At 63.7% G+C, this 15,485-nt stretch carries 11 protein-coding genes; 6 read left to right on the forward strand and 5 right to left on the reverse strand.

Features of this window, described 5'->3' with window-relative positions; genetic code table 11:
* Positions 1 to 2 precede the first annotated feature (2 nt).
* Both BM269_RS24080 and BM269_RS24085 read right to left on the reverse strand, forming a co-directional pair.
* Positions 3 to 824 carry a crotonase/enoyl-CoA hydratase family protein gene (locus BM269_RS24080; protein WP_229204780.1) on the reverse strand — a complete coding sequence of 274 codons (822 nt, stop codon included), beginning with the start codon at positions 822 to 824 and terminating at the stop codon, positions 3 to 5.
* A 14-nt stretch (positions 825 to 838) separates the two neighbouring features.
* Entirely contained in the window at positions 839 to 1,528 is a 690-nt protein-coding gene (locus BM269_RS24085; RefSeq protein ID WP_090443328.1) for a UPF0149 family protein, read from the reverse strand.
* Between the two features lie 66 nt (positions 1,529 to 1,594).
* Between BM269_RS24085 and BM269_RS24090 the strand changes: the two genes are divergently transcribed.
* Positions 1,595 to 2,572 (forward strand): serine/threonine protein kinase, encoded by a 978-nt coding sequence (locus BM269_RS24090; RefSeq protein WP_090443331.1) that lies wholly within the window; start codon positions 1,595 to 1,597, stop codon positions 2,570 to 2,572.
* A gap of 45 nt (positions 2,573 to 2,617) precedes the next feature.
* Here BM269_RS24090 and BM269_RS24095 read toward each other — a convergent pair whose 3' ends face one another.
* Positions 2,618 to 3,034, reverse strand: coding sequence for a YidB family protein (locus tag BM269_RS24095; protein ID WP_090443334.1), 417 nt, complete (start codon positions 3,032 to 3,034; stop codon positions 2,618 to 2,620).
* A 260-nt stretch (positions 3,035 to 3,294) separates the two neighbouring features.
* On the opposite strand from BM269_RS24095, the gene BM269_RS24100 reads away from it, so the two are divergent.
* The gene (locus BM269_RS24100) at positions 3,295 to 5,583 is read left to right on the forward strand and encodes a coiled-coil domain-containing protein (protein ID WP_090443336.1); all 2,289 of its coding nucleotides are present in this window, start codon (positions 3,295 to 3,297) and stop codon (positions 5,581 to 5,583) included.
* A 59-nt stretch (positions 5,584 to 5,642) separates the two neighbouring features.
* Here BM269_RS24100 and BM269_RS24105 read toward each other — a convergent pair whose 3' ends face one another.
* Positions 5,643 to 6,005, reverse strand: a complete 363-nt coding sequence (locus BM269_RS24105; protein ID WP_090443339.1) for a hypothetical protein — start codon at positions 6,003 to 6,005, stop codon at positions 5,643 to 5,645.
* Positions 6,002 to 7,036 (reverse strand): DUF475 domain-containing protein, encoded by a 1,035-nt coding sequence (locus BM269_RS24110; protein WP_090443342.1) that lies wholly within the window; start codon positions 7,034 to 7,036, stop codon positions 6,002 to 6,004. Before BM269_RS24110 ends, BM269_RS24105 begins: the two co-directional genes overlap by 4 nt.
* Positions 7,037 to 7,103: 67 nt before the next feature.
* Here BM269_RS24110 and BM269_RS24115 point away from each other — a divergent pair, with 67 nt between their 5' ends.
* The 4 genes from BM269_RS24115 to BM269_RS24130 all read left to right on the forward strand — a co-directional run bounded on the left by BM269_RS24115 (position 7,104) and on the right by BM269_RS24130 (position 15,470).
* On the forward strand, positions 7,104 to 7,526 hold the full coding sequence (locus BM269_RS24115; RefSeq protein WP_090443345.1) for a divergent PAP2 family protein: 423 nt from the start codon (positions 7,104 to 7,106) through the stop codon (positions 7,524 to 7,526).
* 224 nt (positions 7,527 to 7,750) lie between these two features.
* The gene (locus tag BM269_RS24120) at positions 7,751 to 8,935 is read left to right on the forward strand and encodes an efflux RND transporter periplasmic adaptor subunit (RefSeq protein ID WP_090443348.1); all 1,185 of its coding nucleotides are present in this window, start codon (positions 7,751 to 7,753) and stop codon (positions 8,933 to 8,935) included.
* A 31-nt stretch (positions 8,936 to 8,966) separates the two neighbouring features.
* A complete protein-coding gene (locus BM269_RS24125) occupies positions 8,967 to 12,182 on the forward strand; it encodes an efflux RND transporter permease subunit (protein ID WP_090443351.1) in 3,216 nt (1,071 codons plus the stop codon).
* Positions 12,183 to 12,257: 75 nt separating this feature from the next.
* A complete protein-coding gene (locus BM269_RS24130; protein ID WP_090443353.1) occupies positions 12,258 to 15,470 on the forward strand; it encodes an efflux RND transporter permease subunit in 3,213 nt (1,070 codons plus the stop codon).
* The last annotated feature ends 15 nt before the right edge of the window (positions 15,471 to 15,485 follow it).

A 15,485-nucleotide genomic window follows, 5' to 3' on the forward strand; every position in this document is an offset into this window, starting at 1 on the left:
GCCTAGTCCTTGAATGCCGGCGGACGTTTGGCCATGCTGGACATCATGGCTTCCTGCAGGTCGGCCGACATCAGCATGGCCGCATTCCAGGTGGCGTTGTAATGGAGGCCGTCGGCGATCGAGTGGTCGCGCGCGTAGGTGATCATTTCCTTGACGCCGCGCACCGCCAGCGGAGCCTTGGATGCGATATCGGCGGCAATCGCACGCACGCCTTCGCGCAGTGCTTGCGGCGTTTCGAACACACGGTTCACCAAACGGATTTCCCTGGCTTCGGCCGCGCCGACCTTGCGTGCGGTGTAAGCCAGTTCACGCGCCATGCCTTCGCCGATCAGGCGCGGCAAGCGCTGCAAGGTGCCTACGTCGGCCGTCATGCCGATATCGATTTCCTTGATCGAGAACCAGGCGTCCGCCGAGCAGTAGCGCATGTCGGCGCAGGTGACCAGGTCGATGCCGCCGCCCACGCAGGCGCCGTGCACTGCTGCCAGCACCGGCTTGCGGCAGCGCTCCAGGCTGGTCAGGGTGTCCTGCAGATCGAGGATGATGCGGCGCAGCGACTCGCGCATGCGGCCATCGCAGTCGTTCTGGATCTGCTGGCCCAGGCCCATCATCATCTGCAGGTCGATGCCCGCCGTGAATGCCTTGCCTTCGCCTTCCAGCACTGCGACGCGGATCCCGGGCGTATCGTCCACGTAGCGGAACGCGCTGCGGATGTCGTGCCACATCTGCAGGTTCATGGCGTTCATCTTCTCCGGCCGGTTCAGCCGCACGGTGGCGATGTGGGCCTCTACGCTGATGGTGACCGTTTCCAGCACTGGAATGCTCATGGGGCTCTCCGCGCTTATTGGTCAGCGCCGTGGCACTTCTTGTACTTCTTGCCGCTGCCGCATGGGCAGTCGTCATTGCGGCCGACCTTCGGCTCTTCGTGCTTGACGGTGGTCACGCCGGTTTTGCGGCGCGGTACCCACCATTTGTGGACGGCCGGCAGGTTGGCTTCGATATCGAGCGCCAGCTGGTGCGCTTTCACCGGGTCTTCCACTTCCGCCAGTTCTTCCGGCTTGATCTCGTCGGCGCCAAGCAGGTAGATCGGGCGCATCAGCGGGGCTGCTTCGGAATCCCAGATCTCGTCCCATGACCCTTCGCGCAGTTCCATGCCTTCCCAGAAGCCCCAGCACCAGGCTTCGGCGTTCAGCAGGACCTTGCCTTCATGTTCGTGCTCGACGAACAGCGGCTCGAACTCTTTCGGCGCCACTTCAAAGGTCACCAGCACTTCGTTCATGAAGCGGGTGATCAGGTTGTAGATGCGCTCTTCCTGCTTGGGATTCTTGAACTTCGGGCCATCCTTGCGGTCTTCGCCCCAGATGCTCGGCAGCCATTCGGCCGGGGTGATCGGCTCCGGGCCGATGGCGATAGCGGTCAGGTAGCCATGCAGGTGGTCCATCGTCATGGAATCCTCCGGGCTCTGGTCGCCCAGCAGGAAGTTGTCGAGTTCGTCGAATTCTTTGTCGGTCAATGGCTGGTCGAGTTGCATGGCTTGGCGCTCTATATATTGGGTCGAAGGGCGACAGTATACGCCCTGGCCCTTACAATAGCGAGAATGACGCATCCTTTCATAGATCTGAGCCCGGACCGGGTACTCGACGCCCTGGCCAGCATTGGCCTGTATGGCGATGGCCGCCTGCTGGCGTTGAATTCCTACGAAAACCGTGTCTACCAGGTGGGCATGGAGGAGGGGCCGCCGGTGGTGGCCAAGTTTTACCGCCCCGGGCGCTGGACCGACGGGCAAATCCTGGAGGAGCACGCCTTCGTACAGGAGTTGCAGGAGCGCGAGGTGCCGGCCGTGCCGGCCCAGCAACACGATGGCCGCCCCCTGCATGCATTCGAGGGTTTCCGTTTTGCCGTCTTCGCGCGCCATGGCGGGCGGGCGCCGGAGATGGATGACCCCAAAGTGCTTGAATGGACCGGCCGCTTCATCGGCCGCATCCACGCCGCCGGCGCCGCGCGCCCGTTCGCGACCCGCCCCACGCTGGACCTGGCCTCCTTCGGCGAGGAGCCGCGTGACTGGCTGCTGGCCAACGATTTCCTGCCGCCGGAACTGGTCACCCCCTGGCGTTCGGTGGTCGACCAGGCGCTGGATGGCGTAAGGCGCTGCTACGAGCGGGCAGGGCGGGTGAAACTGATCCGCCTGCACGGGGATTGTCATGGTGGCAATGTTTTATGGACCGACGCCGGCCCGCATTTCGTCGACTTCGACGATGCCCGCATGGGCCCGGCCGTGCAAGACCTGTGGATGATGCTGTCCGGCGAACGCAGCGACATGGTGCGCCAGATGGGCGATATCCTGGCGGGATACGAGGATATGCGCGAGTTCGACCCGCGCGAGCTGTACCTGGTGGAAGCGCTGCGTACCTTGCGGCTGATTCATTATTCCGCCTGGCTGGCACGCCGCTGGGACGACCCCGCCTTCCCGGTGGCATTTCCCTGGTTTAATACCCAGCGCTATTGGCAGGACCGCATCCTCGAACTGCGGGAGCAGATCGCGCTGATGGACGAACCGCCGCTGTGGCCGGTGTGATGCGATGACCGGGGAGCGGCGGATGCGCGCCAGCTTGATTACCGGCTAGTTGAAAAACCTGTTCTGCAACAGCTTGATGCCTTGCTCCAGCAGCGCGTTCTGAGGCACGTTGCCGTCCGGGGTAAGGTGATCGACGATTTGCGGCAGAAGCTGCGCCAGGCCGGTCGATGCATGTTCCGGCGCCAGGCCAGCCTGGGCGGCAATGGCCTGCACCTGGTCCTGGCCCAGGGCGTTGGCGATCTGGTCGCCGGATACCGGCTGGTTTTCGCCGGTCCCGATCCAGGAGGCAACCTGGTCGGCAAGGCCGCCGGATTGCATTTTTTCGAGAATCGCGGGAAGGCCGCCATTCGCTTCTATCATTTGCAGCAGGCCGCCCAGCAAGGCGCCCTGGGGAACAGCGTCCTGTTTCTGTGCGCCGAGTGCGCCCGTTACCTGTCCCACCAGTTGATCCAATATTCCCATCGCATCCTCCGGACAAAGTACAAATATTATCTAAAGTGAAATGTTTTGGTGCCCCGGGTGAGTTGTTGCAAGGGGCACTCTTTTTAGTCTACTCCTGAAGCCGGCACCCCCAACCACGTTGCGGCGTTCATCCCACCTGGCGTATGCTCGGATTGCACAAGGCGAGAATTGGCGGGATTTTCCCGGCTTCCTCGTGAGCTTCGCCCCTCCCGGTCTCATCGATAATGGCAACATCACCCTCCAAGCCAAGCGAGTTCTTCATGCAAGCACAATTGCCGCCAAATACCGACACCGTCGCCAACGACCGTGCTGCGCATGAGAAGGCCGAGATGAAGGCGATCACCGAAGCCATCGCTCGCGTCGAAGCCGAGGCCAAGGCCCAGTGCGCGGCTGAATCGCGCGCCGTGGCCGAAGCGCGCGCCCGCGCCCTGGCGGAGGACCGCGCCGCGCTGGAATCGGCTGCCGCCGCGGCCGCGGTGCAGAACGCCGAAGCCGCCGAAGAAGCCATCAAAGTCAACAAGGAGCGCCTGGAAACCCTGCGCGCCGCCGCCTCCGCCAGCGTGGCCCGCCTGGAAGCCGTGAAGCAGGAGACCGCCGAACTGCGCGCGCGCGTCGATGCCGACATCCAGGTGCGCCTGGCCGCCGAGCAGCGCGCGAAAGCCGAAGAAGAAGGCCGCCGCCGCGCCGCCGAACAGGTGGTGGAAGAAGCCAAGTTGACCGAGATGGCGAGCAAGGCCGCCGAAGAACTGGCCGCCCAGGCTGAACAAGCCCGCCTGCAAGCCGTCGAGCGCGCTGCCGCCGTGCAGGCAGCCCACGATGAAGTGGTGGGCGTTGCCTCCGCCGACGCCCGCATGACCACGATTGCGCGCGAACGCGAACGCCAGGCCCATGCCGCGCGCCTGACCGCCGAACAACTGGCCAACACCGAAGCCGAAGCGCTGGAGGCGACCCGCCAGCGCGAGCGCGCCGACCAGGTAGCGCTGGAAGCGGCCTTCAAGCGTGCCGCCGCCGAAGTGCGCGCGCTGGAAGAAGCCCGCGCCCTGGCCCACCTGGAGCAGGAACGCGAACAGATCGCCCTGGCCAAGGCCGAATCCGACCGCAGCGCCGCGCAGTCGCTGCACCTGCGCCTGCAGACCGAAAAAGAAATCCGCGACGCCGCCCTGCATCGCGAGCGGGTCGAAGCCATGGCCGCCAACGCCGCCCAGGCGCGCCGCGATGCCGACCTGCAGATCATCGCCGCCACCGAGCGCCGCGTGGAAACCGACCGTCAATTGCACGCCATCGCCATGGCGCGCGTGGAAGCCGAGCAGCAGGCCGATTTCGAAACCCGTGCCCGCCTGGAGGTGGAAGCCGTGGCCCTGGAGCATGCCAAGCTGCGCGAACAGGCCGAGCAGGCCGCCGCCGAGCAGGCCCGCATCGAGGCCGAAGAACACCAGCGCGCTGCCGCCATCGCCGCCGAGCGCCAGCAACTGTCAGCGCGCTCCGTCACCGTGGCCGCGGAACAGGCGTCGGCCGAAAAGATCGAACGCGATGCCGTGGCGCTGCAACTGGCCGCCGCCGAAGAAGCCAATGCCCTGGCCCAGGAAAAAGCCGCCGCCGCCGTGCGCCTGGCCGATGCCGAGCGTGCCCGTGCAGAAGCGGAGCAGGCGGCGCTGGATGCCATCCATGCCCGCCTGGCGGAAGCCGAGCGTGGCCGCGCCGAGGCCGAACAGGCCGCGCAGGCCGCCATGAGCGAGCGCATCGCCGCCGAAGAGGTGGCGACTGCCGCTGCCAAGGCGCGTGTCGATGCCGAGCGCGCCGGCGCTGTCGAAGCCCGCCGCAAGGCTGCCGCCGATGCCCGCCTGCAGGTGGCGGCGGAACAGGAAGTCGCTGCCGTGCGCGCAATGGCCGAGCAGGTTGAATATGATGCGGCCAACAAGGCTGCCGCCGCCGAAGCTGCTGCCGCTCAGGCGCGCCTGGCCGGTGAACTGGTCAAGGCACAGGCCGAGCGTACCAAGGCCGAGCAGGCTCGCGTGGCGGCCGAAGAGTCGCTGCTCAAGTCCGAACTTGAATTTGTGGCCAAGGAGCGTGAAACCCTGGCGCTGATCGACCAGAAACTGGTGCAGCAGCGTGCGGCCAATGCGGCCGAGGCGCGTGCGGCAAAGGCGATCGAGGTGCGCGTGGAGCTGGAGAAGAAAGCTGCCGCTGCAGCCAAGGCGCGTGCGGACGTCGGGGAGCAGCTGGCGGAAGTTGCGCGCCAGCGCGAGGCGGCGGAGGTGGCCGCCAACGAGGCGGAGTGGGCCAAGCTGGCGGAGCAGAAGACCCTGGTCGATACCGTGCATGCCCATGCCGAGCTGCAGCGCCGTGTAACCGCGACCACTGCGGCGATGGTGGAATCGAAGAAGAAGCTGCTGGAACAGGAGTCCCGCCGCCAGCACGCGGCGCAGAATATGCTGAATGCGATGGAGGATAAGGCGGCGCATCCGGCCGACGAGCATTCGGAAACGATGGCCCGCGACGTGATCGGGCGCCTGAAGGAAACCGCCGGCGCCGTCTGGCGCGGCCGTTAAGCCAGCATCCGCCGCGTCATCGGTATCTGACCCTGCGGGTCAGATACTGGCTTACCGGTTCAAGGCTGAACGCTCACCGACTCAACAAAATACTGCGTATCGCCAAAGCAGGAAGTCGGAATTCCCTTATGCTGCGCATAATGCAGCACCACCCGCTTGCCGGCTGCCGCCGCGATCTGCGACGCGATCACATCATCCTGCACAGTAAATTCAAACTTCTCCGGAATCGCCCCCGGCATCGAGGTCAACAGAATCTCGCCCTCCCAGGTCTTGCAGATCCAGCCGCGCTTGGAAAACTTCTGCAAATACCCGGCGCGTTCCCCTTCCGAATACGAATAGCTCAACGCCAGCCACACATACGCCGCAAACAGCAGCGCCACGGCGGCCAGCAGGCCGCCAACAATCACCAACACACGGCTCATTCAGACTCCTGGGGATGCAGTTTTTTATATTTGAGGGAAGACCACAGCGACACGCCGATAAACGCCACCCCGGACAGGCCGGTGAACCACTCCGGAATGTGATACTTCACGCTGGCGAACATGATCAGGGCCAGGATGCCGATCGCGTAGTGCGCGCCGTGTTCGAGGTAAATGAACTCGTCCAGCGTGCCCTTGTGCACCAGGTAAACCGTCAGCGAACGGACGTACATGGCGCCAATGGCCAGGCCCAGCATGATGATCACGACGTCGCTGGTGATGGCAAAGGCACCGATCACGCCGTCGAAGGAGAACGAGGCATCCAGCACTTCCAGGTAAAGGAAGCCGCCCAGGCTGCCGCCAGCGACAACCTTGCCGGTTTCGTCGTGACCTTCTTTTTCCAGGATGCTGCTGAGCCAACCTACGCCGACGTAGATGGCCGTGCCGATCACGCCGGCATACAGCACGGAAAAACGCTTCGCTTCAGGCACCAGCTGCACGCACAGCACCACGGCCACCAGCGTCAACAGCACGGCCAGGCTTTCGGTGCCGTACTTGCCGACTTTTTCCTCAAACCAGTGGATCCAGTGCACATCCTTTTCTTCATCGAACAGGAAGTTCAGGAACACCAGCAGCAGGAAGGCGCCGCCAAAGGCAGCCACTTCTTCGTGCACGCTCATCAGGTGGCGCGAGTACTCCTGCGGCGTCGTGGTCGCCATATTCCACACCGCGAACATGTCGAGCCCGGTCGCCACCGCCACGATAGCCAGCGGGAACACCAGGCGCATGCCGAACACGGCCACCAGGATGCCGACCGTCAGGAACAGTTTCTGCCAGAAGTCGTTCCAATCCTTCAGTACGGAGGCGTTGACCACCGCATTATCGAAGGAAAGCGAGACTTCCATCACGCCCAGCACGCCGGTGATCCACAGGGCAGTCAGCGCCGCCCCCCAGCCGCCATGGTTGTAGCCCCACCAGCCGGCCAGCCCCATCAGGACGATGGTGACAATAATCGATATTCTGAAATGCTTCATTTTTGCTTGCTATTAATATTGTTAGTGCGCCGATTATAATGGGGGATTGCCCCTTAGGACGCTATAAATGGATCTCGCTTACCTGCTGACGCCTGTTTTGACCTGGATTACTGTCGGTCCGATCAAATTCCTGATTAACAGTATCAAAGCCCGCAAATGGGCCTTCAACCTGGTCGGGAACGGCGGTTTCCCATCCAACCACAGCGCCGTGGTCTCCAGCATGGCCACCCTGATCGCCTTGCGCGAAGGCTTCGGCCACCCGGCCTTCGGCGTCGCGGTGGCGCTGTGCTTCATCGTGATCATCGACGCCAACAGCCTGCGCCAGCACGTCGGCCGCCAGGCAGCGGCCATCAACCAACTGGCCAAGGATGCCACGGACCATAAATGGCTGCGCGAACGGATGGGCCATACCGTGATCGAAATCACCGGCGGCCTGGCCACCGGCATCGCCATGGGCCACCTTGTGTTCGCCCTGTTCCCGCGCGTCTAACAGCCCTCGAATACCACTGGATTGCTACATTAGTGTAGCAATCCAGCTCTGCCGTTCAGTCACCTTTTTTGCGGTTCATCCGCGAATCCTGCAGTCCAGCCCTAAAAACCCGCAGTCTGGCCCCCGGTGAATTGACACTCTCCCCCGGTAAAAGGATACTTTTGCACGCTGCAGAAGTATGCATTCAATATTCAAATAAGCCGTCCACCAAACTGGAGATTCACATGTTGCGTAAAACCCTATTAGCTCTCGCCGTTGCATCCGCGCTGGTCGCTTGCGGCAAGTCCGACAAAGCGCCTGAAGCCGGCAAGGCCAGCGCGTCGGCGACTGCCGACGCGAAAGGCAAGGGCGATGACAAGAAGCTGGCAACGCTGCAGGTTGCATCTGAAGATCTGGTGACGGTGGAAAGCAATGCCCTGTCGTCCGGCCCGGTGGTTACCGGCTCGATCCAGCCTGAGCGCAAGGCCGACCTGCGCGCCGAAGTGGGCGCCGTCGTCATGCAAGTGCTGAAAGAGAATGGCGAAGTGGTCAAGAAAGGCGACTTGCTGGTGCGCCTGGACGATACCTCGCTGCGCGACGCGCTGAACTCGGCCCAGGAAGCGGTGCGCGCCTCGACCCAGTCGATGGACCAGGCCGAACGGGTGCTGGTGCGCCAGAAAACCCTGAAAGCGTCCGGCATGGTGTCTTCGCAGGTGCTGGAAGACGCCGAAGTGCGCCGCAACAATGCCCAGTCCGACCTGTCGGCCGCCAAAGCCCGCCTGGTTGCCGCCAACCAGCAGCTGACCCGCACCCTGGTGCGCGCGCCGTTCGACGGCATCGTCTCCGAGCGTAAAGTCTCGGCCGGCGACACCGCCCAGATCGGCAAGGAACTGGTGAAAGTGGTCGACCCGGCTTCGATGCGCTTCGAAGGCCGCGTTTCCGCCGACTCGGTGGGCGTGGTCAAGGCAGGGCAGGGCGTGGTGTTCGCCATCAACGGCTACCCGGGCCAGAACTTCCTGGGCAAGGTCAAGCGCGTCGACCCGGCCGCCAACCCGGTGACCCGTCAAGTGGAAGTGCTGGTCGATTTCGCCGACAAGAACCTGCCGCGCGTTGCCGGACTGTTCGCCGAAGGCCGCATCGAAGCGGAAACCAGCTCGGCCCTGATGGTGCCGGAATCGGCCCTGGTCAAGCAAGGCGACACCACCTACGTCTGGAAGATCAAGGACAAGGCCCTGGCCAAAGCGCAGCTGCAGATGGGCGCACGCGACGCGCGCAGCGGCAACTGGCAGGTGCAGACCGGCCTGTCGAAAGGCGACATCGTGATGCGCACCCCGGCCTCCGGCTTCCGCGACGGCCAGAAGGTCGACCTGCAGATGAACAAGGCGGTTGCATCCGCCTCGGTGCCGGCCGATGCCGTCAAGGGTAACTAAGGTAATGCTGGGAAACCGGGGAAACTAAACCATGTTCCTTTCCAATTTCAGTATCAAGCGCCCCGTCGCCATGATCGTGCTGATCGTGGCGATGATGGCGATGGGCCTGCTGGCCCTGTCCAAGCTGCGCGTCAACCAGAATCCGGACGTCGAGATTCCGCTGTTGATCGTCAACATCCCGTATCCGGGTGCTTCGCCGGAAACGGTGGAACGCGAGGTGGTCAACCGCCTTGAAAAATCGCTGCAGTCGATCGCCGGCGTGACCGACCTGTACTCGACCTCGCGCGAGGGCAGCGCCACCATCGAAATGCGCTTCACGTTCCAGAAGAACCTGATCGAAGCGTCGGACGAGGTGCGCAACGCCATTGCCGCGGTGCGCTACAAGCTGCCGACCGAGATGCGCGAGCCGATGATCCAGCGTATCGACACCTCGGCCGACCCGATCATGCAGATGTCGCTGTCGTCCAAGACCCAGTCGCACGCCGTGCTGTCGCGTCTTGCGGAAGACAAGCTGGCTGACCGCTACCGCGCGCTCGATGGCGTGGCCGTGGTGAACGTCAACGGCTCGCTGCGGCGCGAACTGTCGGTGCTGCTGCGTGCCGACAAGCTGCGCGAGTTCAACGTCTCGGTGGCCGAGGTGGCCAACGCGGTGCGCATGCAGAACACCAATGCCCCGGTGGGCAAGGTGCGCGGCGACCTGGAAGAGAAGGCGATCCGCCTGGTGGGCCGTATCGAGCGTCCGGAAGAATTCAAGGACATCGTGGTCAAGCGCAATGGCGACCAGCTGATCCGCCTGGGCCAGGTGGCGACCATCGAAGACGGCTTTGCCGAGATCAATAACGTCAGCCTGCGCTCCGGCAAGCCGAACGTCGGCCTGGCCGTGATCCGCGCCCGCGACGCTTCCACCGTGTCGGTGGCCAAGGCGGTGCGCCAGCTGACCGACGATATCAACAAGGAATTCAAGGATGAAGGCCAGGGCACCTCGCTGGAAGTGACCCGCGACGGCGGCGAAGACGCGCAGGATTCCCTGAACAACGTGATCGAGGCGCTGGTGTTTGGCGCCGTGCTGACCATCTTCGTGGTGTACGCCTTCCTGAACTCCTGGCGCTCCACCCTGATCACCGCGCTGTCGCTGCCGACCTCCGTGATCGCGGCCTTCATCGCGGTGTGGCTGTGCGGCTTCACGCTGAACTTCATGACCCTGCTCGGCCTGTCGCTGGCGATCGGCGTGCTGATCGACGATGCGATCGTGGTGCGCGAAAACATCGTGCGCCATATGCAGAACGGCTCCGACCGCCGCAAGGCAGCGCTGGAAGGCACGGCCGAAATCGGCCTGGCCGTGGCAGCGACCACCTTCTCCATCATGGCGGTGTTCATCCCGGTCGCCTTCATGGGCGGCATGCCGGGTGAATGGTTCCGTCCATTCGCGCTGACCGTGACCTGCTCGGTGGCCGTGTCGCTGTTCATCTCCTTCACGCTGGACCCGATGCTGTCGGCCTACTGGGGCGACCCGCCGGACCACCACAACGCGCCGAAGAAGGGTATCGGCAAGGTGCTGGACAAGTTCAACCACTGGTTCGACCACCAGGCCGACCGTTACGGCAAGGTGATCGCCTGGGCGCTGCACCACCGCCGCTGGATGGCCGTGATTGCCGTGGCAACCTTCGTTGGCGCGTTGGCCCTGCAGGGCACGCTGGGCGGCTCAAGCTTCCTGCCGAAGGTGGACTTCGGCACCATCGCGATCGAAGTGCGTACGCCTTCCTCGTCCAGCCTGGAATACACCAGGACCAAGATGGACAAGGCAGCCCAGATCGCCCACACCATCAAGGAAGTCAAGGCCACCAGCACCTACGTCAACCTGTCGGGCGGGCGTATCTGGGTCGACATCGGCAAGCGCAGCGAGCGTAAGCGCGACGCGACCGAAATCGCCATCGAGCTGCGCCAGAAGCTGGCCGGCCTGGTAGGCGGTGAGTTCGTGGTACTGGAAGACATCAACAACGGCGCCCGCAAGCCGGTGCAGATCGACTTCGTCGGCCCGGACTCGCGCAAGCTGATGGAGATCACCAACCAGTACATGGAAAAGCTGCGCCAGGTGAAGGGCGCGGTCGACGTTGGCCTGTCCGAGCAGGATCCGAAGGACGAGCTGCAGATTGAACTGAACCGCGGCCTGGCCAACTCGATGGGCATTTCCGCCGGCGACGCGGCGCAGTCGCTGCGCGTGGCCTTTGCCGGTATCGAAGTGGGCGACTGGGTCGACCCGACCGGCGAAACCCGCGACGTGGCCGTGCGCCTGCATCCGGAAGACCGGGTCAGCCCCGACAATATCGAGCGCCTGCCGATCGCCGTCACCGGCACCAACCAGATGGTGCCGCTCGACCAGATCGCCAAGATCACCATGGGCAAGGGCCCGGCCACCATCCGCCACAAAAACGGCAAGCGCATGGTGTCGGTCTCGGCCAACGTGGAAGGCCGCTCGAACGGTGAAGTGATCGAGGAAGCCCGCAAGCTGGCGGCGCAGATGGACTATCCGCCAGGCTTCGGCATGGACGTGGGCGGCTCCGGCAAGGACCAGGCGGAAGTGTTCGGCGCGATGGGCATTGCCCTGGTGTCGGGCATCGGCCTGATGTACCTGGTGCTGGTGATGCAGTTCGGCTCCTTCACGGCGCCGGGCGCGGTGATGCTGTCCCTGCCGCTGTCGCTGATCGGCGTGGTGGTGGGCCTGCTGCTGACCGGCGGCACGCTGAACCTGATGAGCTTCATCGGGGTCATCATGCTGATGGGCCTGGTCGCCAAGAACGCCATCCTGCTGCTCGACGCCGCGCGCAAGCGTGAGGAAGAGGGCTACGGCCGCGAAGACGCGCTGATGTATGCCGGCCGCATGCGTTTGCGTCCGATCCTGATGACGACCTTCGCGCTGATCGCGGGCATGATGCCGGTGGCGATCGGCATGGGCGAGGGTGGTGAGTTCTACCGTCCGATGGCCGTGGCCATCATCGGCGGCACCATCACCTCGACCCTGCTGACCCTGCTGGTGGTGCCGACTTTCTACGACAGCATCGAGATCACCCGCGACAGCATGGTGGCCAAGTTCAAGCTGCGCGAAGCACGCTGGAACACCGCGGTGGCCTTTGCGCTGACCTTTGTGGAAGCGGTCCTGGCGCTGGTCTTCGTGCGCCTGGTGTACCGCGTGCTCAAAAAACTGTTCGGCCTGGCCACCGGCCGCGGCCGCCAGCCAAACATTGCCTGATGCCTGTTTGGCAGGTGCAAGGAAGGGCCTGCGGGCCCTTTTTTGATACTTCACAAATTAACAAAAAGTTAATCAATGTTTTTATCTAACTTTAGTGTCAAGCGCCCGGTCGCGATGATCGTGCTGATCGTCGCGATGATGGCGATGGGCTTGCTGGCCCTGTCCAAATTGCGCGTGAACCAGAATCCGGATGTCGAAATCCCGATGCTGTTCATTAACATCCCGTATCCCGGCGCGTCGCCGGAAACGGTGGAGCGCGAAGTGGTCAATCGCCTGGAAAAATCGCTACAGTCGATTGCCGGCGTGACCCAGATCGAGTCCGATTCCCGTGAGGGCGTTGCCACCTTCGAGATCGAGTTCTCGTTCGACAAGAACCTGATCGAAGCCTCGGACGAGGTGCGCAATGCCATCGCCTCGGTGCGCTACAAGCTGCCTACCGAGATGCGCGAACCGATGATCCAGCGTATCGACACCAGCCAGGAACCGGTGATGCAGCTGTCGCTGTCTTCCAAGACCCAGTCGCACGCCATGATTTCGCGCGTGGCCGAAGACAAGCTGGCCGACCGCTATCGCGGACTGGATGGCGTGGCGGTGGTCAACGTCAACGGCGCGCTGCGGCGCGAGCTGTCGGTGCTGCTGCGCGCCGACAAGCTGCGCGAATTCAATGTCTCGGTGGCCGAAGTGGCCCAGGCGCTGCGCATGCAGAACACCAATGCGCCGGTCGGCAAGGTGCGCGGCGACCTGGAAGAGAAGGCGATCCGCCTGGTGGGCCGCATCGAGCGTCCGGAAGAATTCAAGGACGTGGTGGTCAAGCGCAGCGGCGACCAACTGGTGCGCCTGGGCCAGTTGGCCACCATTGAAGACGGTTTTGCCGAAATCAATAACGTGAGCCTGCGCTCCAACAAGGATAACGTCGGCCTGAGCATCGTCCGCGCGCGCGACGCTTCGGCCGTTTCGGTGGCCAAGAAGATCCGCGAGCTGACCGAAGAAATCAACAAGGAGCTGGATGCCGAAGGGCTGGGCACCAAGCTGGAGGTGACGCGCGACGGCGGCGAACAGGCGCAGCGCTCCCTGAACAATGTGATCGAAGCGCTGGTGTTCGGCGCCGTGCTGACCATCTTCGTGGTGTACGCCTTCCTGAACTCCTGGCGCTCCACCCTGATCACCGCGCTGTCGCTGCCGACCTCCGTGATCGCGGCCTTCATCGCGGTCTGGCTGTGCGGCTTCACGCTGAACTTCATGACCCTGCTCGGCCTGTCGCTGGCGATCGGCGTGCTGATCGACGATGCGATCGTGGTGCGTGAAAACATCGTGCGCCATATGCAGAACGGCTCCGATCGTCGCAGCGCGGCCTTGAACGGCACGGCGGAAATCGGCCTGGCCGTGGCGGCCACCACCTTCTCGATCATGGCGGTGTTCATCCCGGTCGCCTTCATGTCGGGCATGGCCGGCCAGTGGTTCCGCCCATTTGCGCTGACCGTGACCTGCTCGGTGGCTGTGTCGCTGTTCATTTCCTTCACGCTGGACCCGATGCTGTCGGCCTTCTGGGGCGACCCGCCGGACCACCACAACGCGCCGAAGCAGGGCATCGGCAAGGTGCTGGACAGGTTCAACCACTGGTTCGACCACCAGGCCGACCGTTACGGCAAGGTGATCGCCTGGGCGTTGCACCACCGCCGCTGGATGGGCGTCATCGCCTTTGCCTCCCTGGTCGGCGCCATCGCGCTGCAGGCGACGATGGGCGGCACCAGCTTCCTGCCGAAGCAGGACATCGGCATGATCAAGGTCGAAGTGCGCACCCCGTCTTCATCGAGCCTGGCTTACACCCGCAGCAAGATGTCCAAGGTGTCCGAGCTCGCACTGGGCGTGAAAGACGTGAAGGCCACCAATGTATACGTCAACCTGTCCGGCGGCTCGGTCTATGTCGACATCGGCAAGCGCAGCGAGCGTAAGCGCAATGCGCAGGATATCGGCAGCGAGTTGCGCCAGAAGCTGGCCGGCATGGTGGGCGGTGAATTCACCGTGATCGACGACTTCTCCAACAACGGCCGCAAGCCGGTGCAGATCGACTTCATCGGTCCGGACTCGCGCAAGCTGATGGAGATCACCAACCAGTTCATGGAAAAGCTGCGCCAGGTGCCGGGTGCGGTGGACGTGGGCCTGTCGGAACAGGATCCGAAAGCGGAGTTGCAGATTGAGCTGAACCGCGGCCTGGCCAACTCGATGGGCATTTCCGCCGGTGACGCGGCGCAATCGCTGCGCGTGGCGTTCGCCGGTATCGAGGTGGGCGACTGGGTCGACCCGACCGGCGAAACCCGCGACGTGGCCGTGCGCCTGCATCCGCTGGACCGTCTCAGCCTGGAAAACATCGAGCGCCTGCCGATCAGCGTGCCGGGCACCGGCCAGATGGTGCCGCTGGACCAGATCGCCCGCATTACCATGGGCAAGGGCCCGGCCGCCATCCGCCACCTGAACGGCATGCGCACCATCTCGGTGAGCGCCAACGTGGAAGGCCGCTCGGCCGGCGAAGTGAATAAGGATGCCCAGAAGATCGCCAAGGAAATGAGTTATCCGCCAGGCTTCGGCATGGACGTCGGCGGCGCCGGCAAAGACCAGAACGAAGTGTTCGGCGCGATGGGCATTGCCCTGTTGTCGGGCATCGGCCTGATGTACCTGGTGCTGGTGATGCAGTTCGGCTCGTTTACCGCGCCGGGCGCGGTGATGCTGTCCTTGCCGCTGTCCCTGATCGGCGTGGTGGTCGGCTTGCTGGTCACCGGCAGCACCTTGAACCTGATGTCGCTGATCGGGGTGATCATGCTGATGGGCCTGGTCGCCAAGAATGCCATCCTGCTGCTCGATGCGGCCCGCAAACAGGAAGAAGAGGGCGTCGGCCGCGAGGAAGCGCTGATGAACGCCGGCCGCATGCGCCTGCGCCCGATCCTGATGACGACCTTCGCCCTGATCGCCGGCATGATGCCGGTGGCCATTGGCTGGGGCGACGGCGGCCAGTTCTATGCACCGATGGCGGTGGCGATTATTGGCGGCACCATCACGTCGACCTTGCTGACCTTGCTGGTCGTGCCGACCTTCTACGACAGTATCGAGATCGCCAAGGACCGCATGATCGCCAAGTTCCACCGCCGCGATGAACGCTGGGGCGCCGCACTGGCCTTCATCTTGACGTTCCTCGAGGCAATCCTGGCCCTGGTCTTCGTCCGCTTGGCATTCCGCCTGGTCATGAAGCTGGTCTGGCTTGTAACCGGAAAGCGACAATCGGTCGCTGCCTGATTCAAGCTTTTCCCT

The organism is Duganella sp. CF458 (assembly GCF_900113115.1).
GTDB lineage: Bacteria > Pseudomonadota > Gammaproteobacteria > Burkholderiales > Burkholderiaceae_D > Rugamonas.

What these genes read in the sequence shown, in the direction of transcription:
- BM269_RS24130 (WP_090443353.1), top strand. Translation starts at nt 12,258, where the DNA reads ATGTTTTTATCTAACTTTAGTGTCAAGCGCCCGGTCGCGATGATCGTG.
- BM269_RS24085 (WP_090443328.1), bottom strand. Translation starts at nt 1,528, where the DNA reads ATGCAACTCGACCAGCCATTGACCGACAAAGAATTCGACGAACTCGAC.
- BM269_RS24125 (WP_090443351.1), top strand. Translation starts at nt 8,967, where the DNA reads ATGTTCCTTTCCAATTTCAGTATCAAGCGCCCCGTCGCCATGATCGTG.
- BM269_RS24080 (WP_229204780.1), bottom strand. Translation starts at nt 824, where the DNA reads ATGAGCATTCCAGTGCTGGAAACGGTCACCATCAGCGTAGAGGCCCAC.
- BM269_RS24095 (WP_090443334.1), bottom strand. Translation starts at nt 3,034, where the DNA reads ATGGGAATATTGGATCAACTGGTGGGACAGGTAACGGGCGCACTCGGC.
- BM269_RS24120 (WP_090443348.1), top strand. Translation starts at nt 7,751, where the DNA reads ATGTTGCGTAAAACCCTATTAGCTCTCGCCGTTGCATCCGCGCTGGTC.
- BM269_RS24110 (WP_090443342.1), bottom strand. Translation starts at nt 7,036, where the DNA reads ATGAAGCATTTCAGAATATCGATTATTGTCACCATCGTCCTGATGGGG.
- BM269_RS24090 (WP_090443331.1), top strand. Translation starts at nt 1,595, where the DNA reads ATGACGCATCCTTTCATAGATCTGAGCCCGGACCGGGTACTCGACGCC.
- BM269_RS24100 (WP_090443336.1), top strand. Translation starts at nt 3,295, where the DNA reads ATGCAAGCACAATTGCCGCCAAATACCGACACCGTCGCCAACGACCGT.
- BM269_RS24105 (WP_090443339.1), bottom strand. Translation starts at nt 6,005, where the DNA reads ATGAGCCGTGTGTTGGTGATTGTTGGCGGCCTGCTGGCCGCCGTGGCG.
- BM269_RS24115 (WP_090443345.1), top strand. Translation starts at nt 7,104, where the DNA reads ATGGATCTCGCTTACCTGCTGACGCCTGTTTTGACCTGGATTACTGTC.